Source organism: Pseudomonas sp. NMI760_13, from assembly GCF_021283245.1.
GTDB classification, from domain to species: domain Bacteria; phylum Pseudomonadota; class Gammaproteobacteria; order Pseudomonadales; family Pseudomonadaceae; genus Aquipseudomonas; species Aquipseudomonas peradeniyensis.
The window spans coordinates 12,629-36,809 of the sequence record NZ_JAJSRC010000039.1 but is presented as its reverse complement, the minus strand read 5'-3'; the positions used below and the strand labels follow the sequence as shown (position 1 = coordinate 36,809).

Below are 24,181 nucleotides of genomic sequence, written 5' to 3'. Positions count from 1 at the left end.
ACCCTCGCCCACAGCAGAGCAGTTTGTGAAATACCAGTCACCTGGCAATAATGTCAGGTGACTGGCCGGGCCCTCAGTAGCTCATCACTTTCGCGGTGGCCTTGCGGCCGGATTCATAGACCTCGCGATCCATCGGCCGCGCCTGTGGGTTGCCCAGGTCTTCCATGGCCAGTCGATGGGTCTCCGGCGCCAGGTACGCGGCGAACGCGCACACGCAGGTGACCAGGAACGCCAGCCCGCCGACCACCAGCCAGATATGCTCCGAACCCGGTGGCGCCACGGCGGCGAACAGCGCCGGCAGCATGGCGGTGATCATGGTGCCGATGTTCTGCGCGATGGCCATGGCCGAGACGCGGTAGCGGGTGTGGAACAGCTCGGGGTAGAAGCTTGGGAACACCGCGTTGTAGCCCTGGTAGACCATGCCCCACATCAGGATCGAAGCGGTAAAGGCCAGCGGCACGTTCTGGATGCTGATCGCGTACAGGTAGGCGAAGGCCAGCAGGCCCGAGCCCAGGCAGCCGGCGATCATGGTCGGGCGACGGCCGATCCGATCGGACAGGTTGCCGACGAAGGGGATCACCAGCACCGCGACGATGTTGCCCACCACCGGGATCCACAGGTACACGCTCTTGTCGAAGCCGATGCCGTAGGCCGGCTGCACCGCGTAGGCCGCGCCGAAGATGGTGGCGACCACCGGAATCACGTTCATCAGCGCCATGAACATCACCAGCACCATGTGCTTCCAGCTGTGGCGGAAGGCTTCGCTGATCGGCGACTTGGCGACCTTGTCCTGTTTCTCCTCCTGGACGAAAGCCGGGGTCTCGTGCACTTCCTTGCGGATGATGAAACCGGCGATCAGCACTACCGCGCTCATCAGGAACGGGATGCGCCAGCCCCACTCGTTGAAGGCCTCGCTGGGCATGAAGTAGGCCAGCGGCAGGAACACTGCCGCCGCCATCACCTGGCCGGCCTGCACGCCTTGCAGGGTGTAGCTGGCGTAGTAGCCGCGGCGGCCGAACGGCGAGTGCTCCATGATCATCGAGCTGGCTCCGGAGATTTCGCCGGCCACGGCGAAGCCCTGGACCAGGCGCAGCACCACCAGCAGCGCCGGGGCCAGCAGGCCGATGTCGTGGTAGGTGGGCAGCAGGCCCACGGCCATGGTCGACAGGCCCATCAGGAACATGCACAGCAGCAGCACGTTCTTGCGCCCGCGAGTGTCGCCCCAGTGGCCGAGCACGCAGGCGCCGATCGGGCGCGCCAGGTAACCCACGCCGTAGGTGGCCAGCGAGGCGATGATGGCCATTTTCGGGTCGGCGGAGGGGAAGAAGATCTGCGGGAAGATCAGCGCCGCGGCCTGGGCGTAGATGAAGAAGTCGTAGTACTCGAGGGCAGAGCCGATCCATCCGCTGGCGGTGGCTTTCTTGGCTTGGGAGCTTGAGCGGGCCATGTTGTCTCCGTTGTTCTTGTCAGGGGCCGGATGGTCAGCGCGCGCGGGGCACGGCAACGGGGCTGTAGGGAGAAGACGAACGCGGCGGCGCGGATCGCAGGGCGAGCAAGGTATGCATAGGTCGGTACCCGTTTTCTTGAACTTATTATGTGGTGACGTTGGGCGTTGCAGCGCAGGGTCCGCCGAACGACCGGCGTGGCAGCGAGAAGGGCCGGCGGGGCCTGCGACTGGTGTTCATGGTTGTTCACGGGGGTGGGTGAATCAATTCGCCGGAACGGGTTTTGTTCGGTAATCGAACGAAAACTAACTGTTTCGTACAAAGTGCGTTGCCGGGGCGACTTTACCTGCGAATAATCGATCGTGCCAGACAGATGCTGTCGGGACTGGCCCTTTCGCGGGGCAAGCCCGCTCCTACAGGGAACAACGCAACACCTGTGGGAGCGGGCTTGCCCCGCGATAGGGCCGGACCTGCCCAGGCCTCCCTCAATAACAAGGAACACCCGCCATGCACCGTTCGATCGCCACTGTTTCCTTGAGCGGCACCCTGCCGGAAAAACTCGAAGCCATCGCCGCCGCGGGTTTCGACGGCGTCGAGATCTTCGAGAACGACCTGCTGTACTACGCCGGCAGCCCCCGCGAGATCCGCCAGCTTTGCGCGGACCTGGGGTTGGCGATCACCCTGTTCCAGCCGTTTCGCGACTTTGAAGGCTGCCGCCGCGACCGCCTGCACAAGAACCTCGACCGCGCCGAGCGCAAGTTCGACCTGATGCAGGAGCTGGGCACCGACCTGGTGCTGGTGTGCAGCAACGTCCAGCCCGACGCCCTGGGCGATGAGCAACTGCTGGTGGACGACCTGCGCCTGCTCGCCGAGCACGCTGGTGACCGCGGCCTGCGCATCGGCTACGAGGCCTTGGCCTGGGGCCGCCACGTCAACACCTGGCAGCAGGTGTGGAGCCTGGTGCGCCAGGCGGATCATCCGGCGCTGGGGGTGATCCTCGACAGCTTCCACACCCTGTCGGTCAAGGGTGATCCCAGCGGCATCCGCGATATCCCTGGCGAGAAGATCTTCTTCGTGCAGATGGCCGACGCACCGATCCTGGCCATGGACGTGCTGGAGTGGAGTCGCCACTTCCGCTGCTTCCCGGGGCAGGGCGAGATGGACCTGGCGGGTTTCCTCGCGCCGATTCTGGCCACCGGCTATCGCGGTCCGCTGTCGCTGGAGATCTTCAACGACGGTTTCCGTGCGGCACCGCCCCGGCAGAATGCCGCCGACGGCTTGCGTTCGCTGCTGTATCTGGAGGAGAAGACCCGCCTTCAGTTGGAGCGTGAGGCGCGGGCTGCCGAGCCTGGCGTGCTGTTCGCGCCGCCGCCCGCGAGCCGCTACGACGGCGTGGAGTTCCTTGAATTCGCCGTCGACGAGGCGGTAGGCGCGCGCCTGGGTGTGTGGCTCAAGCGCCTGGGCTTCGCCGAGGTCGGCGAACACCGCAGCAAGGCGGTGCGCCTGCTGCGCCAGGGCGATATCAATATCGTGCTCAACGCCGAGCCTTACTCGTTCGCCCACAACTTCTTCGAGGCCCATGGCCCGTCGTTGTGTGCCACGGCCCTGCGGGTGAACGACGGCCAGGCCGCGCTGCGGCGCGCCACCGCCTACCGTGGCCAGCCGTTCCGTGGCCTGGTCGGCCCCAATGAGCGCGAGATCCCGGCGGTGCGCGCCCCCGATGGCAGCCTGTTGTACCTGGTAGAGCCGGACAGCGATGGCCCGACCCTCTACGACACCGACTTCCACCTGGACCGGAACGCCCAGGCCAGCGGCGGGCTCAAGCGCATCGACCACATGGCCCTGGCGCTGCCGGCCGAGGCGCTGGACAGCTGGGTGCTGTTCTACAAGAGCCTGTTCGATTTCACCGCCGACGACGAGGTGGTGCTGCCCGACCCCTATGGCCTGGTCAAGAGCCGTGCCCTGCGCAGTCAGTGCGGCAGCCTGCGCCTGCCGTTGAACATTTCGGAGAACCGCAACACCGCCATCGCCCATGCCCTGGACAGTTATCGCGGCTCGGGCGTGCACCATGTCGCCTTCGACTGCGACGATATCTTCCGCGAGGTGGCCAGGGCCAAGGAGGCCGGCGTGCCGTTGCTGGAGATCCCGCTGAACTACTACGACGACCTGGCGGCGCGCTTCGACTTCGATGACGAGTTCCTCAGCGAGCTGGCGTACTACAACGTGCTGTACGACCGCGATGCCCAGGGCGGCGAGCTGTTCCATGTGTACACCGAACCGTTCGAGGGGCGCTTCTTCTTCGAGATCCTGCAGCGCAAGGGCGGTTACGCCGGGTATGGCGCGGCCAATGTGGCGGTGCGCCTGGCGGCGATGGCCAAGGCGCGCAAGTCGGTGCTGTAGCTGTAGGAGCGGCCTTGTGCCGCGAATGGGCTGCGTAGCAGCCCCAGGATTTCAGCGTTCAAGCAAGGATCGCCGGGGCCGCTTTGCGGCCCTTTCGCGGCACAAGGCCGCTCCTACAGGGACTGCGCACTCTCGCGCAACACCACGCTTCCCTGCATCGCCTGGCTCACGGATAATCGCCCGGATTCCTATAACGAGCCTGTGAGTCGGTATGAGTGATTCGGTAGCCAAGCCTGAAGTCGAAGGGCTGCGCAGATCGCGCAAGAACAACCCGGAAAAGACCCGCGAGAACATTCTCCAGGCCGCCATCACCGAGTTTGTCCAGCAGGGCCTGGCCGGCGCCCGGGTCGACGCCATTGCCGAGCGCACCGCCACCTCCAAGCGCATGATCTACTACTACTTCGGCAGCAAGGAGCAGCTCTACGTCGAATGCCTGGTCAAGCTCTACGGCGACATCCGCAAGACCGAGCACAGCCTGGACCTCGACTCGCTTGCGCCCGAGCAGGCGATCCAGCGCCTGGTGGAGTTCACCTTCGACCACCACGCCAACAACGTCGACTTCGTGCGCATCGTCTGCACCGAGAACATCCATTACGGCGAGTACGTCAAGCAGTCGCCGGTGATCCGCGAAATGAGCAGCATGGTGCTCGATGCGCTGGGCAAGATCCTCGCCCGTGGCGTGGAGCAGGGCGTGTTCCGCCCGGGGATCGAGGTGATCGACCTGCACATGCTGATGAGCTCGTTCTGCTTCTATCGGGTATCGAATCGCCATACCTTCGGCGATATCTTCCAGATCGACCTGGCCGACGAACAGGTCAAGCAGCGTCACAAGCAGGTGATCTGCGAAGCGGTGATGCGCTACATCAAGGCCTGACGGGCGATCGCGGGCAAGTCGACAGGCCCGCGATGGACCTCCTGGTGGTCAGAAGCTGGCGAAGTGCGCCTGCATGCGCTCGGCATCGGCCGGGCGGCCGCTGAACAGCTCGAAGGCCTTGACCGCCTGGAACACCGCCATGGTGCCGCCATCCAGGGTGCGGCAGCCCAAGGCGCGGGCATGGCGCAACAGCTCGGTCTGCAGGGGGAAGTAGATGATCTCCGCCACCCATAGTCGAGGGTGCAGCAGTGCGGGCGGCAACGGGGTGCCGGGTAGCTTGGCCATGCCCACGGGCGTGGTGTTGACCAGGCCATCGGCGTCGGCCACCGCGCCAGCCAGGTCTTCGCCGAGCACGGCACGACCGGCGCCGAAACGCTGGGTGAGATTGTCCACCAGTGCCCGGGCGCGGGCCGGGTCCACCTCGAACAGCTGCAACCGCTCGACGCCTTCGGCCAGCAGCGCATGGGCCACTGCCGCGCCGGCGCCGCCAGCACCCATCTGTACGACGCGTTGCCGCGCGACCCCAGGCAGGCCGCGCCGCAAGCCCTCGGCGAAACCCAGGCAGTCGGTGTTGTGGCCCACCCGCCGGCCATCGCACAGTACCACGGTGTTCACCGCGCCAATGCCACGGGCTTCGTCCGACAGCTCGTCGAGCAGCGGCAGGACCGCCTGCTTGAACGGGAAGGTGATGTTGAGCCCGGTGAAACCGGTGCGCTCGGCGGCATCGAGCAGGGCGGGCAGGGCGCTGTCGTCCAGGCCCAGCTGGTCGGCGTCGATCAGCCGGTACAGGTAGCGCAGCGCCTGGGCGTCGCCTTCATGCTCGTGCAGCGCCGGGGTGCGCGAGGCCTGGATGCCACGGCCGATGAGGCCGGCGAGGATACCCGCGCCGTTCATGCCGCGTGCTCGCGCAGGTATTTGCTGAAGTAGCCCAGGGCCATGCAATAGCCCTGGCTGCCGAGGCCGCAGATCACCCCCACGGCGATGCTGGAGACGAACGACAGATGGCGGAACGGCTCGCGCTTGTGCACGTTGGACAGGTGCACCTCGATCACCGGCAGTTCGCTGGCCACCAGGGCGTCGCGGATGGCCACCGAGGTGTGGGTCCAGGCGGCGGGGTTGATCAGGATGCCGTGGCAGCGGCCACGGGCGGCATGGATCCAGTCGAGCAGCTCGCCTTCGTGGTTGGTCTGGCGAAACTCCAGTTCCAGGCCCAGCTCGGCGGCGCTGGCGGCGCACAGACGGGCCAGGTCGGCAAGGGTTTCGTGGCCGTATTGGGCGGGTTCGCGGGTGCCCAGCAGGTTGAGGTTGGGGCCGTTGAGCACGAGGATTCGAGGTGTCATGACGGGGCATCGCTTTGTTGTTTTTGGATGTTTCGATAATTGTACTATCTGGTTAGTTTGGTCAAATGATTGGCTGTATAAAGCGGGCGATTATCGGCTGCCTGTACCGGCCCTATCGCGGCACAAGGCCGCTCCTACAGGCGACCGCGCCCCCCCTGTAGGAGCGGCCTTGTGCCGCGAAAGGGCTGCAAAGCAGCCCCGGCAAGTCCAAGCCGGACGTCAATACCTTAAAAGTGCTGGGTTTAAAGGCGACAACAAGCATCCTGACCATGCCCGAGCAAATCAGTCGGCTAAGCTTGATTCCGCAGACGCACGGAACGACCAACACGGGAGAGCACATGAACATCAGCAAAACGCCCAGGTGGGCAGTCGCGGCACTGGTCCTGGCCCTGGGCCTTCACGCCCACGCCGCCGAAGGCAAGCGGGTCGATGTGCTGCTGGTGGGCGGCGGCATCATGAGTTCCACGCTGGCGGTCTGGCTCAACGAGCTGGAGCCGGGCTGGTCGATGGAGATGGTCGAGCGCCTGGACAAGGTCGCCGAGGAAAGCTCCAACGGCTGGAACAACGCCGGTACCGGCCACTCGGCGCTGGCCGAACTCAACTACACCCCGGAGAAGGACGGCAAGATCGACATCAGCAAGGCGGTGGAGATCAACGAGTCGTTTCAGGTCACCCGCCAGTTCCTCGCCTGGCAAGTGAAGCAGGGGGTGCTGAAGAATCCGCGCTCGTTCATCAACACCACACCGCACATGAGCTTCGTCTGGGGCGACGACAACATCCGCTTCCTCAAGAAGCGCTACGAGGCGCTGCAGGCCAGCCCATTGTTCAAACCCATGCAGTATTCCGAGGACCATGCGCAGATCGCCAAGTGGGTGCCGCTGATGATGGAGGGGCGCGACCCGAACCAGAAGCTCGCCGTCACCTGGACGCCCATCGGCACCGACGTCAACTTCGGCGAGATCACCCGCCAGTACGTCGGCTACCTGCAGACCCGGCCCAACTTCGACCTCAAGCTGTCCAGCGAGGTGCAGGACATCACCCGCAACGACGACGGCAGTTGGCACGTCGAGTACAAGAACCTCAAGGACGGCAGCACCTCGACCACCGACGCCAAGTTCCTGTTCATCGGCGCCGGCGGCGCGGCCCTGCCGTTGCTGCAGAAGTCCGGCATCGACGAGGCCAAGGACTATGCCGGCTTCCCGGTGGGCGGCTCGTTCCTGGTTACCGACAACCCGGCCATCGCCCAGCGCCACATGGCCAAGGCCTACGGCATCGCCGCCACCGGCGCGCCGCCGATGTCGGTGCCGCACCTGGACACCCGGGTGCTCGACGGCAAGCGCATGATCCTGTTCGGGCCGTTCGCCACCTTCTCCACCAAGTTCCTCAAGGAAGGTTCGCTGCTTGACCTGTTCGCCAGCATGTCGTTGCACAACACCTGGCCGATGGTGCGGGTCGGGGTGCGCGAGTTCGACCTGGTGCAGTACCTGATCGGCCAGCTGATGCAGTCCGACGATGACCGCTTCGCCGCGCTGCAGACCTACTTCCCCGAGGCGAAGAAGGCCGACTGGCGCCTGTGGCAGGCCGGCCAGCGGGTGCAGATCATCAAGAAGGACGAGAACCAGGGCGGGGTGCTGAAGCTGGGCACCGAAGTGGTGACATCCAAGGATGGCAGCATCGCCGGGCTGCTCGGCGCCTCGCCGGGCGCCTCGACCGCGCCGCCGATCATGCTCGACCTGCTGAACAAGGTGTTCAAGGACAAGGTGGCCACGCCCGAGTGGCAGGCGAAGATCAAGCAGATCATCCCGTCCTACGGCATCCGCCTGAACGAGCACCCGGACAAGGTCCAGCAAGAGTGGGCCTACACCAGCGAGATCCTGCAACTGGCGACGCCCAGCGAGGTCGCCGCGCCCTAAGTGATCGCTCCCGCAGCCGGGCGCTGCGGGAGCGGGTTCCCCCCAGCATGAGCCACCGGCCACTGTGAAGTGGTCGCACTGGCAGAATCTTTTTTCTCACCTGCTACAAACTCCCGAGTGCCTGATCCGCCATCCTCCTGATCGATCCCTCCGGTACCGTTTGCCCTGTTCCCTGTCTGCCCAGCCGCGAGCGCAAAAAACGCCCCCCGACACCCGAGCTTTTCCCCGCCGAACTCCCGATGTTTTTTCCTCTGCCTGTCACCACAAGCTGCGAATGTTGCCTCCGTGGACAGGCCGCCAGCCCCTCTGGATCAGGGGATGCGGCCTGTGGCCACAGCAATGCGCGACCCACTCAACGTACGAACACGACGATAGGAGATTGCTTCATGTTTAAGCGTACTGTGATCGCCGCCTCCCTGGTGGCTGCTACCCTGGCTTCGGCCCAATCCATGGCTGCTGTTGTCGGTGGCGGCGCCACCCTGCCTGAGCCGCTGTACAACGGCAACGCCACCTGGGAAGGCATCCTGCCAAGCGGCTTCAGCTACACCGGCGTGGGCAGCGGCGGTGGCAAGACCGCTTTCCTGACCAACGCCCCTGCGTCGATCAACCAGCCGGCCGGCACCAACGTCGACTTCGCCGGTTCCGACTCGGTGCTCAGCGCCAGCGAACTGTCGACCTACGACACCAACCGCGCCGCCACCTGGGGCAAGCTGATCCAGATCCCGGCCGTCGGCACCACCGTCACCATCCCTTACCACCGCAACGGTGTCAGCGATCTGCAGGTCAACGCTTCGCAGCTGTGCGGCGTGTTCTCCGGCAGCATCTCCACCTGGGGCCAACTGCTCGGCACCGCCGACACCACCCCGATCAAGGTGATCTACCGCAACGGCAGCAGCGGCACCACCGAGCTGCTTGCGCGCTTCCTCAACGACAGCTGCCCGACCGCCTTCTCGGTCAGCAGCACCTTCACCAGCGCCAACGTCGGCACCGAGCCGAGCACCTGGCAGGGCGTGGCCGGCAGCGCTGACGTGATCAACGCAGTCAATGCCACCGACGGCGCCATCGGCTACGTCAGCCCCGACTTCGTCGATACCGCCAACAACGCCCAGGTTGCCCGTGTCAGCAAGCTGGCCAGCGGCACCGCCGTGCTGCCGACCGTCGACAACGCCCAGGCCGCCCTGGCCAGCGCCACCGCGCCGACCGCCAACCGCGCCAACCCGGCCAGCTGGGCTGTCACCTTCGGCCGTGGCGCCAGCGACAAGCCGGTCCCAACCACTGGCTACCCGATCGTCGGCTACACCAACCTGCTGGTTGGCCAGTGCTACAAGGACGCCGCCGACGCCACCGCTGTTCGTGGCTTCCTCAACGACCTGTACAGCGGCAACCACGACCTGGCCATCGGTATCCACTCGTTCGTACCCGTGCCCGCCGCCTTCGCCGATGAAATCAAGAAGGCCTTCCTGACCAACGCAGGCAACGAAGGCCTGGATATCGCCAACACCAACGTGTGCAACGGTATCGGTCGCTCGTAACAGGCAAAACCCCGGTGGCCCGCGTCCTCGGACGTGGGCATGGGCCCTGGCGGCACCCGTGGGTGACGCCGGGGCTTTTTTCATTTTGCGTCGACCTGGCAGCACGAGCACCGGCATTGCGCCGGGTGCAGGCGTTCGCCATACCCCAGCCCCATGAACTTTGCATGACAAAGCTTCGGTCCCCCGGTCGCCGGAGCGCCTTATGGCAAAGCGGCATCACGACCGCCATCCCCTGATCTCGAGAACCAGCACAAGGAACCCTGCGATGTCGCGCGGCATGCCCAAGCCAGCCCTTTCAGCCTCCGCCATCCAGCGTCGCGGCGAGCCGCCGCGGCTCAAGCCACTGGCCCAGGCCATCGCCTTGCTGATGCTGGCGGGCAGCGCCCACGCGGCGCAGCCGTTCAGCTCGGGCTGGTTCGCCGCCAAGGGCGCCTCCAATGCCCCGAGCGGCGCCGCTGGCGCCGGCGGGGCGGGGCAGGTGCTGCCGGGATCGCCACCACCGCTGGCCCAGCAGCAGCGCCTGAACCAGCAGTTCCAGCGTTCGGTGAACAACCTCAACAACACGGTGGCGGCCATCGCTGCCCAGCAGGCGGCCCAGGCCAATGGCCGGACCCTGGCCCAGGTGCAGCCGCAGGTTGTGCCCAACGGCCTGGGCGAGGGTGGCCTGAAGGTCGACGAGAACCCGCTGACCCAGGGCTGGCTCAATGCCAAGGCACCGCAGCAGAGCCAGGCCGATGGCAAGACCCAGGTGCGCATCGAACAGACCGCCGACAAGGCCATCCTCAACTGGGAGACCTTCAACGTCGGGCGCGACACCACCGTGCGTTTCGAGCAGCAGGCGGACTGGGCCGTGCTCAACCGGGTCAACGACCCCGCCGCCCGTCCGAGCCAGATCCATGGTCAGATCGAGGCGCCCGGCACGGTGATGCTGATCAACCGCAACGGTGTGGTGTTCAACGGCACCAGCCAGGTCAACGTGCGCAACCTGGTGGCCGCCGCCGCCCAGGTCAGTGACGAGCAGTTCACCCAGCGCGGGCTCTACGTCGACAGCAGCGCCAGCCAGGCCACCTTCACCAATGCCGCCGGCAAGGTGCTGGTCGAGCGCGGCGCGCAGATTCGTACCCAGGCGCCGAGCAGCTCCACCAGCGGTGGCGGCTACGTGCTGTTGCTGGGCAGCGAGGTGGGCAACGACGGCCAGATCATCGCCGGCAAGGGCCAGGCGACCCTGGCGGCGGCGGACGATTTCTATATCCGTCGCGGCCAGGGCACCGAGGCCAACCGTTACTCGACCACCCGTGGCAACGAAGTGGCGGGTAGCCTGAAGCCCGGCAGCAGTGCCGGCACGGTGAGCAACAGCGGGCTGATCCAGGCCAGTGGCGGCGATGTCACCCTGACCGGTCACCAGGTGCGCCAGCAGGGTGTGGTCCTGGTCAGCACCTCGGTGGATCGGCGCGGCAGCATCCACCTGCTCAACGCCGCCAGCGATGCCACCGGCAGCGTCAGCTTCGAGCGCGGCAGCGTTACCGCCGTGCTGCTCGACGACAGCGCGGCGCTCGACAGCCAGCGCGAAGCCTCGAGGGCGGTGGTCAACGGCAGCAACGGTAACCTGGCCACGGGGCGCTTCGACAACCTCAGCACGGTCATCGACCGCCCCGAGCAGTCGCGGGTGGAAGTGGTCAGCGGCGGCACCGTGCACTTCCAGGACGGTTCGCTGACCCTGGCCACCGGTGGCCAGGTGGCGGTCAGCGCCGGCCGGCGCAGCCTGGTCGACGATGGCGCGCGCCTCGATGTGGCTGGCGCGCTTGGGGTCAAGGTGGCGATGGAAAGCAATGCCATCAAGATCAATGTCCAGGGCAACGAGCAGCGCGATGCCGCCGGCAACCGCGACAAGGGCGGGCTGATCAACAGCGATGTGTGGGTCGACGTGCGTGAGCTGGTGCACGTCGCGGCCGGCGTCAATGGTCATGCCGGCGACCGCTGGTACACCGCGGGTGGCCTGCTGGAGGTGGGCGGCTACCTGGGCACGCGCAGCCACGGCGTGGGTGAATGGATGGCCCAGGGCGGCACCGTGACCTTCACCGGCCAGGACCTGGTCACCCGCGCCGGCGCCGAGATCAACCTGTCCGGCGGCACCCTGGCGGTGCAGGACGGCTATGTGCGCCAGAGCTGGCTGCGTGGCGAGGACGGGCGCCTGTACGAGCTGTCGCGGGCGCCTGGCGACCTGCTCTACAGCGGCCTGTACCAGGGCTTCGAGGACCATTCGGCGCGCTGGGCCCAGACCCGTGTGTTCTACAACCCGCTGATCGCGCCGCAGCAGCGCTTCGAGCAGGGTTATACCGTCGGGCGCGACGCCGGCAGCCTGGTGGTGGCCACCCAGGGCGCATTGCTCGACGGTCGGCTGGTCGGCGATACCTGGCAGGACGAGCGCCAGGTGCAGGCGCCGGTGGCCGGGCTGGATGGCTACAAGCAGGTCCATAGTGCTCGCGCCCGAGGCGCCCAGCTGGTCATCGGCCAGCAGCTGCTGGGCTACCTCACCGCCAGCAAGGACCTGGCCTTCAGCCTGACCCCGGTGCTGCGCCAGGTGACGTTGGCTGGCGGCAACCGTGGGGCCAGTGCCGATGTGCAGTTGCAGGCGCCGTTGGACGAGCAGCGGCGCGGGCGACTGGTGCTGGACAGCGAATTGCTCAACGGCTTCGCGCTGGGCGGCCTGAGCATTGCCGCCAGCGAGTCGGTGCAGGTCGACCAGGCGCTGCACCTGGCCGACGGCGGGCAACTGACCCTGTACGCGCCGCAGGTGCGGGTCGCGGCCGACCTTACCGCCAAGGGCGGGCAGATGATGTTGGGCGATGTGCTGCGCCAGCGTGACGGCGCCGACCTGCGCGATATCGCCCTGGCCACGCCGGCCGGATTGCGTGCGCAGGTGCTGGTTGGCGAAGGTGTGCGCCTGGATGTCGGTGGTGCGCGCAGCGACCGCGAAGACGCAGGGGCCATGGCCTGGCGCAACGGCGGCAGCCTGTCGCTGCGCAGCTCAGGCGATGTGCTGCTCGGGCAGGCCAGCGTGCTGGATGTTTCCGGCGGGGTGGTGCGCGGTGAGCGCAATCAGCTGCGCGGTGGCAGTGGCGGCAACCTGACGTTGCAGGCCGGCGTGTTCAACGCCAGCGGTGACGGGCGCCTGCGCCTTGATGGCGAGCTGCGCGGCCATGGCAGCAACGGCGCCGGGACCCTCGACCTGCAGGCCGAGCGCGTGCGGATCGGCGGCGTGGCCGACGCCAGCGCCTTGTCCCTCGGCGCGGATTTCTTCAACCGCGGCTTCGCCCAGTACAATGTCCGTGGCACGCGACAGTTGATCGTGGCCGAAGGCGCCCAGGTGCAGGTCACCCGACCCGTGGAACTGCTCGACGCCAGCCTGTCGGTCGCTGACCAGGCCACCCTGTGGTTGCCGCCGCAGGTGCGTGAAAACGCGATCAAGGGCGAGCTGGGCCTGCGTGCCGGTGCTAGCATGAGCCTCGCCGCCGGCGATACCCGCCTGGCCCAGGCGGACCGCGAGGCCGCGCTGCTGGAGGTGCGCCGTGGCGCCAGCATCGGTGTCGACCCGTTGCAGTCGATCGCCCTGAGCAGTACCGCGCAATTGAATCTGGACGGTTCGCTGCTGGCCGCCGGTGGCAAGGTGAGCCTGTTGCAGGCATTGCCCGAAACGGTGGTGAGCGGGGTGCAGGAAAGCCTGCACAACCGTGCGATCCGCCTGGGCAGCGAGGCGTTGATCGATGTCTCCGGCCAGGCGCTTACCGCCCTCGACAGCCAGGGCCGGCGCTATGGGCGGGTCACCGCCGGCGGCAACATCGTCATTGGTGGGCAGATCGACCACGCCAAGGGGACCAGCGACGGCGCCTACCTCTTTGTCGACATCGCCCGTGGCGCCCGCTTGCGCGCCGATGGCGCCAGCGCCGTGCTGGACATCCGTGGTCAGGGCCCACTGGCAATGGCCAGCGCCGGTGGCAGCATCAGCCTGGCCTCCAGCTATGGCCTGCGCCTGGACGGCACGCTCAGCGCCAGGTCCGGCGGTGTCGGCGCGGCGGGCGGCAGCCTCGGCGTGGCCCTCGATACCGGTCTGTACCGCAAGGATGGCCTGGAGGATGGCCTGAATGTGCCGCGCGAGCTGGTACTCGGCCGTGGGGCCGGGACCGACGAGCGCTTGCGCTATGGCCATGCGCGCCTGGATGTGGACACCGTCGAGCGCGGTGGCTTCACCAACCTGGCCCTGCTCAGCGACGGTGTGCTGGCCTTCGATGGCTCACTGGCACTGGACCTGGCCCAGGGGCTGCAACTGTACGCCGGCTCCCTGGTGCTCGCCGACGGCAGTGCCGACGACAGCCGCATCCGCCTGCGTGCGCCCTACGTGCGACTGGCAGGCAGCAACCACCTGGGCGGCGACCAGACCGTGCGCCCGACGGTCAAGGGCGGGCTGTCGCAGCAGGCGTCGCACGCACTGTTGCAGGTCGAGGCCAACCTGCTTGAAATACGCGACGAACTGAGCCTGGGCGCCCACGGCAACCTGGCCCTCAGTGGCGGGCAACAGCTTGAGTTCGACCGTCGGGGCTTTGCCCTGACGCGTCTGCGCAGTGAAGGGGATATCCGCTTCCTCGGCCGCGACATCCCCTCGATGCCGACCCAGCTGAGCAGCAATGCCGATATTGAACTGTTGGCCGCGCAACTGTACCCCGTGAGCGGTGCCTACGCCCGCGTGCTGAGCACCCGCGACGCCACCCTGCGGATCGGACGGGTCGGTGAGGCCACGCCAGGCGTGCCGCTGTCGGTGTTCGGCCGCCTGCACCTGGGCGCTGGCACGGTGGAGCAGGGTGGGGTGGTGCGGGCGCCGCTTGGCCAGGTGCTGCTGGGGGATACCGGCGAGAACGGCCAGGATGTGCGCCTGCTGCCCGGCAGCATCACTTCGGTCAGCGCGGCGGGGCTGCGCATGCCTTACGGCGGCACGGTCGATGGCCTGAGCTACCTGTACGACGGCAAGCCGGTGAACCTGATCGGCGGCACCGGCGATAGCGATCACGGGGTGGTCCTGGCCGGCAAGCGCATCGATGTGCAGGCCGGGGCGCTGATCGACCTGGCCGGCGGCGGCGAACTGACCGGCGCCGGCTTCGTCTCCGGGCGCGGCGGCTCCACCGACGCCCGCTACCATCCGTTGATGCAGCTCGATGCCGATGGCCGCCTGGTACTGCCGTCGCTGTCGAGCAACCCGGTCTATGCCATCGTCCCAGGCCTGGCCGGCGACTACGCGCCGCTGGCCGGGGAGGCCGGCGTGGCGGACCCGGCCATCGGCCAGCGCATCACCCTCGACCAGGGCGTGCCGGGGCTGGCGGCGGGTACCTACACCTTGCTGCCGGCCAGCTACGCGCTGTTGCCGGGCGCCTTCCGCGTCGAGCTCAACGGCTTGGCCATGGCCGGCCAGCGAGGCATCAGCCAGGTCATGCGCAATGGTTCCTGGACCACCTCGGGCAGCCTGTCGGTGGCCAACACCGATATCCGCCAGCCGTTGTCGGGGCAGGTGATCCTCACCGCCGCCGACACCCTGCGCCGCTACAGCCAGTACAACGAAATGTCCTACGCCGCCTTCGTCAGGGCCGACGCCTTGGCCAAGGGTGTTCCGCGGGCGGCGCTCGAGGCCGATGGCAAGTGGCTGACCCTGCGCCTGAAGCCCAATGCCGATCCCGAGACCGCGTTCCGCTTTACCGGTCAGGCGCGCTTCGACGCCGCCCGCGACGGACGTGGCGGCAGCGTGGCGGTACTGGGCGTGGAGGCCATCGAGATCCTCGCCGACGGTCAGGCCAGCGACTGGTTGCAACCCAACCGGGTCGCGCTGCGCGCCAGCGACCTGAGCGCGCTCAAGGCGCCGCGGCTGAGCATCGGCGCCCGTCCGGAGGTGCTCTACGGCCAGGGTGGCAACATGATGCGCTTCAAGGAGTCGACCGCTGACATCCTCGTGCGCAGTGGTGCCGAACTGCGCGCCGGCGAGGTGTTCCTGGCTACCGACAGGGCGCGTGGCGCCATCGTCGTCGAGCAGGGGGCCGGTATCATTACCCTGGGCCAGGGGGCGGTGCCGTTCGATGCCAATGACGGTTTCCTCATCGACCCCAATGCCCACGGCTTGCTGGCGCTGTCCAACGGCCGCCTGGACGTGCTGCCGTCGGTGGCCGGCGATGTCTTCGCGCCCGGCAGCATCCTCATTGGCGATTGCCCCTCGGGCAACTGCGCGGGGGTGACCCGCCTGTACTCGGACGGCTCGCTGTTCGCCGCGACCGACCGCACCTTCAACCTCGACGACCAGGTCAGCTTCGGCACCCGCCACCTGGGCCTGGCGGTAGGGCGGATCAACGTCGGCTCCGCCGCCGCGCTGGCCGCCGCGGCCAACGCCGGGGTGCTGGGCCAGGGGCTGACGCTCAACCAGCAAGTGCTCGACCGTCTGTTCCAGGGCAGCACCGAGGGCGGCATTCCCGCCCTGGAGACCCTGTCGCTGACGGCGGCCGACTCGCTGAACTTCTTCGGCAACAGCGTGCTCGACACCTATGATCCTTTGACCGGGCGCAACCGCGTGCAGCAACTGATCCTCGGCACGCCGGCCATCTACGGCCTCGGCCAGGCCAGCGAACGGGCGACCATCCACACCGGCAACCTGGTGTGGAACGGCGCCCGTACGTTGCCTGGCGCACCCATCGCCGGTGGCGCGGGCAGTGGCGACGGCGTGCTCGAGCTGCGGGTGGAAAACCTGACCTTCGGCTACGGGCCGGCCAGCCAGCCCGACGGCACCGCCAGCATGAGCCGCCAGACCCTGGGCTTCAGCCAGGTCGACATCCGCGCCAGCCGCCAGGTCAGCGCCAATCACAGCGGGGCGTTGCAGGTGTACCACCAGCGCGGCGCCTGGCAGGGCGAGGGCGGCTTCCAGTACAGCGGTGGCGATTTGCTGGTGGAGACGCCGCTGTGGACCGGCGGCGCCGGTTCGATCAACCGCATCAGCGCCGGTGGTCTGTTGCGCGTGACCGGTGGCGGTGGCGCGCTGGCCAGCGGCCGCGATGGCGTGGGCGCGGAGCTCGCGCTCAGTGGCCAGCAGGTGCTGCTCGACGGTACCTTCAGCCTGCCCAGCGGCAAGCTGAGCGTTTCGGCGCAACAGGCGCTGGTCCTGGGGGAGCGTTCGCGTATCGACCTGGCCGGGCGCAGCCTGACCTTCAACGACGTGACCCAGTACAGCTGGGGCGGTGAGCTGCTGCTGGCCAGCGCTGCCGGTGACATCCGCCAGGCCAGTGGCAGCCTGGTTGACCTCAGTGCCCGCAACAATCGCGCCGGCCGCCTGAGCGCCACTGCCCTGGGCGGGCAGGTCAGCCTGCAGGGCCAGCTCCTTGGCGCCGCCAGCGGTGATCATGACGCCGGTGGCACGCGAGTGCCGTACGACCAGGGAGCGGTGGCGATCCGTGCCCGCCAGGTGGATGATTTCGCCGGCCTCAACCAGCGCCTGAACCGTGACCAGGTGTTCGGCGCGCGCAGCTTCCAGATCACCCAGGGCGACCTGGTCATCGGCAGCGAGCTCAAGGCGCGGGAAATCAGCCTCTCGCTGGACAACGGCCAGCTGACCGTGGCCGGCACCGTCGATGCCAGCGGCGCCCAGGTCGGCAGCATCCGCCTGGCGGCCGGGCATGGCCTGACCCTGGCCGCCGGGGCGGTGCTCGATGCCCATGGCAGCCTGCTGCGGGTCGACAGCAACGGTGCGATCATCGATGCGCCGAACCGGGCGCAGATCGAGCTGGCCAGCGGCGACGGCGTGCTGACCCTGAGCCCCGGCGCTCGCCTGGACCTGCGCCACGGCACCGCCGCCGCGCAACACGACGGCCGTGCCCGCGGCTCGCTGGTATTGACGGCGCCGCGCGTGGGCGGCGACATCGCCGGTGATATCGCCATCGATGCCCGTGGCAGGCTGGACATCCAGGGTGCGCAGTCCATCGCCGTGGTCGGCCAGCAGCGCTACACCGACGCGCTGAATGGCGGCACGGCGGCCAGTGGTCGGCCGTACCAGTACATCGACCAGGCTTATCTCGACGCCAAGCATGCGCGCAGCGTGCTGTTCGTCAATGCCGCGCTGGCCAACCGCGACCTGCTCGACAACCGCCTGGCCGGGCTGAACAACGCTGCCTACGCCAAGGCCCTGCACCTGCGCCCCGGCGTGGAGATCGCCAGCCGCGATGGCCAGACCGACCTGGTGGTGCGCGGCGACCTCGACCTGTCCGGTCATCGCTACGCCAGTATTAACCCGGCCACGGCGCAGACTGCGCTGCGCGGTTCCGGCGAAGTCGGCCACTTGGCCCTGCGCGCCGGCGGCAACCTGGAAGTCCATGGCAGCATCAGCGACGGCTTCCTGCCGCCGGAGCTGGCCACCGGCAGCGAACGCATGGATGGCCGTGGCTGGATCCTGATTCCCGGCAAGCAGCCATTCGACAGTGACCTGGTGATTCCACGCAGCGGCGTCGAACTGGCCGCCGGCACGCGCTACCCCGCGGGCAGCACGTTGAATTTCGACCTGCCGTTCGCCGACACCTCGCTGCCGGCCAACACCCGGCTGCCCGCTGTGCTGACCCTGGCAAGCGCCGTGACCCTGCCGGCCGGTACCGTGCTTGATGCCGCCGTGCGTGATGCTTCCGGCAATCTCCTGTATGCCGCCGGCACCTTGCTCGAGCAGGCGGTGACTCTGGCCGCCGATACCCGGCTGGATGCCGGCAGCCGCCTGCCGGTAAGCGTGGCGGTGCGCGGTGGGGTCTGGCGCAAGGGCGCTGCCCTGCCTGTGGGAGGGCTGACCCAGCGTGGCGCCCTGGCCCTGGCAGTGGGCGCGCTGCTGCCGGCCGGCACCGACGTCAAGCTGCCCACAGGTGTGTTCTGGGTCGACCTGCGCCAGGAGGTCGCCGGCCAGCAGGGACGCAACTGGGCGCTCGGGCAGATGCTGCCGGAGGGCTCGCAATCCTGGTCGATGCGCCTGGTGGCCGGCGCCGACCTGGGCGCCGCCGACAGCCGCATCACCCGCCCGGAGCCTGACGCCGGCGCATTGCGCCTGGCCGACCAGCACTACATCGCCACGCGGGTGATCGAGACTTCCAAACCCATCATCAGCTATTTCTGGACCAACCTGGCGGTTGGGCGGGTGCCCGGCCAACCGGTACCCTCCAACCTGCTGGCGCTGTGTACCGCCCGGCCGACCTGGTGCCTGAAGGTCGAAACGCCGGGCGGCGTCACCAAGGCCGAGATCACCCCGCAGACCCAGCTGTACAGCGTCTTGCGCACCGGAACCGGCGACCTTGAACTGCTCAGCGCCGGCGACTGGCGCATGGACTCGCTGTATGGGGTCTACACCGCCGGTACCCAGGCACCGGCCCTGCTCGAGCAGGGCATCGATGCGCATCAGCTGGCCCGCGGTCGCCAGGCCGATGGCAGCGTGCTTGGCGCCCTGGGCGCGGCCTACGAATCGACCACCGGCCAGTACCGGGCCTGGTATCCGCAGCAGGGCGGCAACCTGTTGATCGCCGCTGGCGGCGACCTGACCGGCAACCTGGTCGGGCCCAAGGCTACCGAGCAGCAGACGCGCCGTCAGACCGCTTCGGCGGCTGTCGGCAACTGGCTGTGGCGCCAAGGGCAGACCGACGCTGGCACGCCAGGTGCCTGGTGGCTCAATTTCGGCAGTTTCGCCCAGGACCCGGCCAGCGCACCCGGCTTGCCGTACCTGGTCGGTTTCACCGGCATCGGCACCCTGGGTGGCGGCAATCTGGATGTGCGGGTGGCGGGCGCGGCCGGCCTGTTGCAGGCCAGCGGCGCCGACCTTTCCAGCGTCGAGCGCAGCCAGGGCCTGAACCTGGTGGTCGCCAGCAGCGGCCGGGTGGACGCCGATGGGCGCCTGGTGCAGACCGGCGGGGGCGACCTCGACCTGCGTGTCGGTGGCGGACTCAACCCGGGGCTGGCCGCGATCACGGCCGCGGACGCCCAGATGGACCTGCAGGGAACGCTGGTCAACCTGCGCGGCGCCTTGCAGGTGGAGGCGGCCAATATCGGGCTGTTGCAGTCGATCTACGGCAGCTACGGCATCGAGCAGGACAACAGCGAATCGCGCGCCTACGACCCCTACAGCGCAACCCGGGCCAAGGCCTGGGGCGGCGTCATGCTGATGCCGGGTGACAGCGGCGTGCGCCTGCTCAGCCGCGGCGACCTGGTGCTGCAGGGGGTAGGCGATCCGGGCCGGGTGCCGACGTTCAACAGCACGCCGTTCACTGCCGACGATGGCACGCGGATGAGCGGGCGCGGCAACAGCTGGTTCTCGCTGTGGACCCCGCAGACCTCCATCGAACTGGTCAGCCTGGGTGGCGACCTGGCACCGAACGTTCACAACCGTGCCAGTGTCGCGACCCGCAACCTGGCGATCCATGGCGGCCGCGTGTTCTATCCGACCGCGCTCAGCGCCACCGCCGTCAATGGCAGCCTGTACTATGGCGACTCGGTGCGCAGCTCGGCGAGCCAGGCCTCGGCGGAGAGCCTGATGACCGCGCCGTCGGCCAACACGCGCTTGCAGTTGCTCGCGGGGGACTCGATCTATGCCGGCGGCTACACAGTCAGCCAGGCGGGCACCGACGCCTCGGCGCTACCAACACCGTGGCGCCCCGCATTCCTGGGCAGCAGTACCGGCAACCTCGTGCTGTCGACCAACCTGCACGGCGACCTGCCGCGCAATGTCTGGGAAAGTCCGCTCTACAGTTTCGGCGTCAACACCTATGTCGATAGCCGGATGCAGCCTGCGCAGCCAGTGCGGTTCTATGCGCTGGACGGCGATATCGTCGGGCTGAACACCGGCGAGGTCATCGATTATCCCGTGCTGGGGCTCAGGCTCTATCAGGGCAGCGGGCCGCTGCGCATCATGGCCGGTCGCGACATCGTCAACGCCGGCACCGTGCTGGGCAGCCAGCGCCAGGCAGCCGGCGGCCTGGTGGCCGGTGGCGAGGGTGGCAACAACCTGTCCCGCGGCAACCTCATCATCCATGGCGACAGCCGCGATGTCTCGCTGGTCAGCGCCGGTCGCGACATCCGCCTGAGCACCTTCAATGTTGCCGGCCCCGGCCAGCTCGAGGTGGTCGCCGGGCGCAACCTGTACCAGTCCGGATCGGGCGTCGACTCGGCCTATCAGGAGGCGGCGATCACCAGTATCGGTCGGGTCGGTGGCAGTGGCGCCGGTAACGATGGCGCGGCCATCGCCATCATCGTCGGGGCCGGCAAGCAGGGACCGGACTACGCCGGCCTGCTGGCACGCTACCTGGATCCGCAGCACCTGGCCGATCCTTCCCGGTCGTTGGCGGGGCAACCGGGCCAGGTCGTCAAGGTCTACGACCAGGACCTGCTGGCCTGGCTGCGCGCGCGCTTTGCCTTCGAGGGGGACGCCGAGGCGGGCAGGGCATTCCTCGCCACGCTGCCTGCCGAGCAGCAGCGGATCTTCGCCCGGCAGGTGTACTTCAGCGAACTGCGCGAGGGTGGCCGCGAATACAACGACGTCAGCGGTCCGCGCACCGGTAGCTACCTGCGCGGTCGCCAGGCGATCGCCGCGCTGTTCCCCGAGCGGGACGTGGCCGGCAACCCGATCAGCTATGGCGGTAGCGCCACCTTCTACGGCGGGGCGGGCATCCACACCGACTTCGGCGGCGATATCCAGGTACTGACGCCGGGAGGCCAGCAAGTGTTCGGCATCGAAGGCGAGGCCCCGCCGTCCACCGCCGGGGTGATCACCCAGGGCAGCGGCAACATCCAGCTGTATTCGCAAGGCAGCATCCTGCTCGGCCAGAGCCGGATCATGACCACCTTCGGCGGCTCGATTCTCGGCTGGTCGGCCCAGGGCGACATCAACGCCGGTCGCGGCTCGAAGACCACCGTGGTCTACACCCCGCCCAAGCGTACCTACGACCGCTGGGGCAACGTCGGCCTGGCGCCGAGCGTGCCGAGCACCGGCGCCGGCATCGCCACGCTCAATCCGATCGCCGAGGTGCCACCGGGGGATATCGACCTGATCGCGCCGCTGGGCACCATCGATGCCGGCGAGGCCGGGATCCGCGTGTCGGGCAACGTCAACATCGCCGCGCTGCAGGTGGTCAACGCCGCCAACATCCAGGTCCAGGGCGATGCCAAGGGCATGCCGGTGGTGGCCTCGGTGAACACCGGTGCGATCGCCTCGGCCAGTGCCGCGGCATCGTCGGCCAGCCAGGCTGCCGAAGAGGCGGGCCGCCAGCAGCAGGCTGCGTCCAGGCAGCGCCAGCCTTCGGTGATCACCGTGCAGGTGCTGGGTTTCGGCGGCGAGCGGCTGGTGCCGGGGCAGGACGGGGCGAGCCTCAATCCCCAGTACAACCGCCAGAGCCCGGTGCAGGTGCTGGGCGCGGGGACGCTGGACGAACGGGCGAAGGCGCAGTTGACCGAGGAGGAGCGGGGCAACCTGTTGCTATGAGAGCAAAACCGCCCAACGGCAGGCTTTTCCTGTGGTTTCTTGATCCCGCTCATGGTTTCGGCGAGTGGCCCTCGTCGCGGCTTCGTGGCTGTGCTTTTCTTGCGCTGCATTTCAGACACGGAGTATCGAGCGCAATGCGAATCAGGGAAGAGACCTACTGGCAGTGGGCCGATGCGCAGTTGCACAGTCGCTGCCATGACGAGGAACTGAGCGACGGCACCAGCATCGATGTGCAGGTGCGCCTGTCCAGGGTCGGTGCCACGCAACTGTTTCTCGGGCTCTATGCCCGAGGTGGCAAGGCCTTGCTGGAGGAGTACTACCCCTCGCGGCCAGGCGAGACCATGACCCGGGCGCTGGTCTGGGGCGTGGACCGCGCTCGCGCCCTGGCCACCGGCGCCCTGCCGCTGCCGGAACAGGTGCCGCGCAGACGCCAGGCCTGAGCGTGACGGATGTGGCTGGGCGATGACCAGCGACAGGCAGGCGTCAGTGCGGACTGTCGATGCAGACCCGGTTGCGACCCTTCTGCTTGGCCCGGTACAGCGCCCTGTCGGCGTTGCTTAACACGTCAGCGGGTTCGCTGCCGTCCCCAGGCCGCCAGCTGGCCACGCCCAGTGACAGGGTGACGCCGCCAGTTGGCGCGAAAGGGGCGTGCTCGACGGTCAGGCGCAGGTGACCGGCGATCGCGGTCGCCACCTCCAGGCTCGCCCCCGGCAGCAGTATCAGGAACTCTTCGCCGCCGGTGCGGCACAGCAGGTCCCCCTCGCGACAGCTTCCACGCATCAAGCCTGCCAGCTGCTGCAGGACCTGATCGCCGATATCGTGGCCATGGCCGTCGTTGATCCGCTTGAAGTGATCGATGTCCAGCACCACCACGGCGAAGCCGCGCTTTTCGGCCTGTAACAGGCGCAGCGCCTGTTGCAGGCCACGACGATTGACCAGCCCGGTGAGCGGGTCGGTCTGGGCATCACGGTTGAGTCGGCCGATACGTTCCTGCAGCAGGTTGACGCCGAACAGCAGTGCGCGCTTGAGCTCGGCGGCCTCGGCGTACCAGGCGCGGACCTGATGGATGCGTTCGGTGGTCTGTTGCTGGCCCATGCCCCGGGCAACGTGGGTCAACTGTCGCAGCGGGTGGGCGATGACCTGTGTCAGCCAGTACAACAGCAGGCAGCCGAGCAGGGCCAGCGGCGCGGAGATGGCAACCACATTGAGGACCAGTTGGCGCAGCGGGGCTACGGTGTTACGCAGTGGCTGCTGGGTGACGATGGTCCAGCCGGCGCTGGGCACCGTGGCGAAGCCGGCCAGCATCTCGACGCCCTGGCTGTTGACCAGGCGCCGGGTGCCATGGTCGAGGTTCGGCAGGTCGTCGAGCAGCGCGTTGTCGCCGACCAGGGTGCCGACCCGTTTGCTGTCAGGGTGAAACAGCAGCCGGCGGTTGCGATCGACCACATAGAGGTACGAGCCGTTCTGGTAGAAGTGCGTGCCCAGCAGGCTGTTGAGCAGGTTGCGCTCGCGCAGGTAGAGGCTGCCGCCGATGTAGCCGTGGTAGTGGCCGCTGGCGTCGAAGATCGGTTGCGAGAGCACCACGAGCAGGTTGTCGGCCGCCGACAGGAAAGGTGTGGAGACCAGCGTGCGGTGTTCGCGCAGTGCTTGCTGGGCGCCGGGTGAAGTCGCCTGGCTGCCGGCCAGGTGCTGCAGCGAGGCGGGCGAGAGCGAACGCACGGTCCCCTGGGCATCGACCCGCAAGGTGGAATTGAACAGGTTGCCCTGCTGTTGCAGGCGGTCGATCTCATCCTGCACCAGGCTGTCGTCGTTCGGGTGCAGGCCACTTTGCCGGGCGCTGTAGGCCAGTTGCTGCAGGGCACTGACCAAGGTGGTTTCGGTCACGGCCGCCAGCTTGGCGGCATAGGCTCGGTTGGCCTCCAGGGCGCTGTCGATCAGCAGTTGCCGTTGTACCCGGTAGCTGGCGAAGTAGCTGGCCAGCAGCATGACCAGGGCCGTGGTGGCGCACAGGGCGAGTATGAGGGTGCGCAGGTCGGGGCGCGGTCCGTGCGGGGTGAAATATCGCAATCCTTGGCCTCGTCGGATACAGCGGAAAACGCACCTTACGCGCTTGGCGCAAGGTGGACCATGCTTGTGCGCAATTGCAGGATTGGAGGACAA

10 protein-coding genes are annotated in these 24,181 nt (G+C 67.9%); 6 read left to right on the top strand and 4 right to left on the bottom strand.

Annotated features, from left to right (window positions below):
• Positions 1-73: 73 nt before the first annotated feature.
• The gene (locus LU671_RS26810; RefSeq protein ID WP_232857439.1) at positions 74-1,447 is read right to left on the bottom strand and encodes an MFS transporter; all 1,374 of its coding nucleotides are present in this window, start codon (positions 1,445-1,447) and stop codon (positions 74-76) included.
• A 505-nt stretch (positions 1,448-1,952) separates the two neighbouring features.
• Here LU671_RS26810 and quiC point away from each other — a divergent pair.
• Positions 1,953-3,845, top strand: coding sequence for a 3-dehydroshikimate dehydratase QuiC (quiC, locus tag LU671_RS26805; protein ID WP_232857437.1), 1,893 nt, complete (start codon positions 1,953-1,955; stop codon positions 3,843-3,845).
• Between the two features lie 211 nt (positions 3,846-4,056).
• Positions 4,057-4,719, top strand: a complete 663-nt coding sequence (locus tag LU671_RS26800) for a TetR/AcrR family transcriptional regulator (protein ID WP_203647163.1) — start codon at positions 4,057-4,059, stop codon at positions 4,717-4,719.
• A 48-nt stretch (positions 4,720-4,767) separates the two neighbouring features.
• On the opposite strand, the gene LU671_RS26795 is transcribed toward LU671_RS26800, so the two are convergent.
• Both LU671_RS26795 and aroQ read right to left on the bottom strand, forming a co-directional pair.
• On the bottom strand, positions 4,768-5,613 hold the full coding sequence (locus LU671_RS26795; RefSeq protein ID WP_232857435.1) for a shikimate dehydrogenase: 846 nt from the start codon (positions 5,611-5,613) through the stop codon (positions 4,768-4,770).
• Positions 5,610-6,059 carry a type II 3-dehydroquinate dehydratase gene (aroQ, locus tag LU671_RS26790; protein ID WP_232857433.1) on the bottom strand — a complete coding sequence of 150 codons (450 nt, stop codon included), beginning with the start codon at positions 6,057-6,059 and terminating at the stop codon, positions 5,610-5,612. Before aroQ ends, LU671_RS26795 begins: the two co-directional genes overlap by 4 nt.
• A 338-nt stretch (positions 6,060-6,397) precedes the next feature.
• Between aroQ and mqo the strand changes: the two genes are divergently transcribed.
• From mqo to LU671_RS26770, 4 genes are all read left to right on the top strand, one after another.
• On the top strand, positions 6,398-7,972 hold the full coding sequence (gene mqo, locus LU671_RS26785; RefSeq protein WP_203647160.1) for a malate dehydrogenase (quinone): 1,575 nt from the start codon (positions 6,398-6,400) through the stop codon (positions 7,970-7,972).
• A 386-nt stretch (positions 7,973-8,358) separates the two neighbouring features.
• Positions 8,359-9,504: a substrate-binding domain-containing protein gene (locus LU671_RS26780; RefSeq protein WP_232857432.1), complete on the top strand. Its 1,146-nt coding sequence runs from the start codon at positions 8,359-8,361 to the stop codon at positions 9,502-9,504.
• A gap of 277 nt (positions 9,505-9,781) precedes the next feature.
• The gene (locus LU671_RS26775) at positions 9,782-22,021 is read left to right on the top strand and encodes a filamentous haemagglutinin family protein (protein WP_442964152.1); all 12,240 of its coding nucleotides are present in this window, start codon (positions 9,782-9,784) and stop codon (positions 22,019-22,021) included.
• Positions 22,022-22,155: 134 nt separating this feature from the next.
• On the top strand, positions 22,156-22,461 hold the full coding sequence (locus tag LU671_RS26770) for a hypothetical protein (protein ID WP_186734798.1): 306 nt from the start codon (positions 22,156-22,158) through the stop codon (positions 22,459-22,461).
• Positions 22,462-22,504: 43 nt separating this feature from the next.
• Here LU671_RS26770 and LU671_RS26765 read toward each other — a convergent pair whose 3' ends face one another.
• Entirely contained in the window at positions 22,505-24,007 is a 1,503-nt protein-coding gene (locus LU671_RS26765) for a sensor domain-containing diguanylate cyclase (protein ID WP_442964151.1), read from the bottom strand.
• Between the last annotated feature and the right edge of the window lie 174 nt (positions 24,008-24,181).

Excerpts from the sequence above, each read along its gene's own strand:
- LU671_RS26810 (WP_232857439.1), bottom strand. The coding sequence starts at position 1,447 with ATGGCCCGCTCAAGCTCCCAAGCCAAGAAAGCCACCGCCAGCGGATGG.
- quiC (WP_232857437.1), top strand. The coding sequence starts at position 1,953 with ATGCACCGTTCGATCGCCACTGTTTCCTTGAGCGGCACCCTGCCGGAA.
- LU671_RS26800 (WP_203647163.1), top strand. The coding sequence starts at position 4,057 with ATGAGTGATTCGGTAGCCAAGCCTGAAGTCGAAGGGCTGCGCAGATCG.
- LU671_RS26795 (WP_232857435.1), bottom strand. The coding sequence starts at position 5,613 with ATGAACGGCGCGGGTATCCTCGCCGGCCTCATCGGCCGTGGCATCCAG.
- aroQ (WP_232857433.1), bottom strand. The coding sequence starts at position 6,059 with ATGACACCTCGAATCCTCGTGCTCAACGGCCCCAACCTCAACCTGCTG.
- mqo (WP_203647160.1), top strand. The coding sequence starts at position 6,398 with ATGAACATCAGCAAAACGCCCAGGTGGGCAGTCGCGGCACTGGTCCTG.
- LU671_RS26780 (WP_232857432.1), top strand. The coding sequence starts at position 8,359 with ATGTTTAAGCGTACTGTGATCGCCGCCTCCCTGGTGGCTGCTACCCTG.
- LU671_RS26775 (WP_442964152.1), top strand. The coding sequence starts at position 9,782 with ATGCCCAAGCCAGCCCTTTCAGCCTCCGCCATCCAGCGTCGCGGCGAG.
- LU671_RS26770 (WP_186734798.1), top strand. The coding sequence starts at position 22,156 with ATGCGAATCAGGGAAGAGACCTACTGGCAGTGGGCCGATGCGCAGTTG.
- LU671_RS26765 (WP_442964151.1), bottom strand. The coding sequence starts at position 24,007 with ATGCTGCTGGCCAGCTACTTCGCCAGCTACCGGGTACAACGGCAACTG.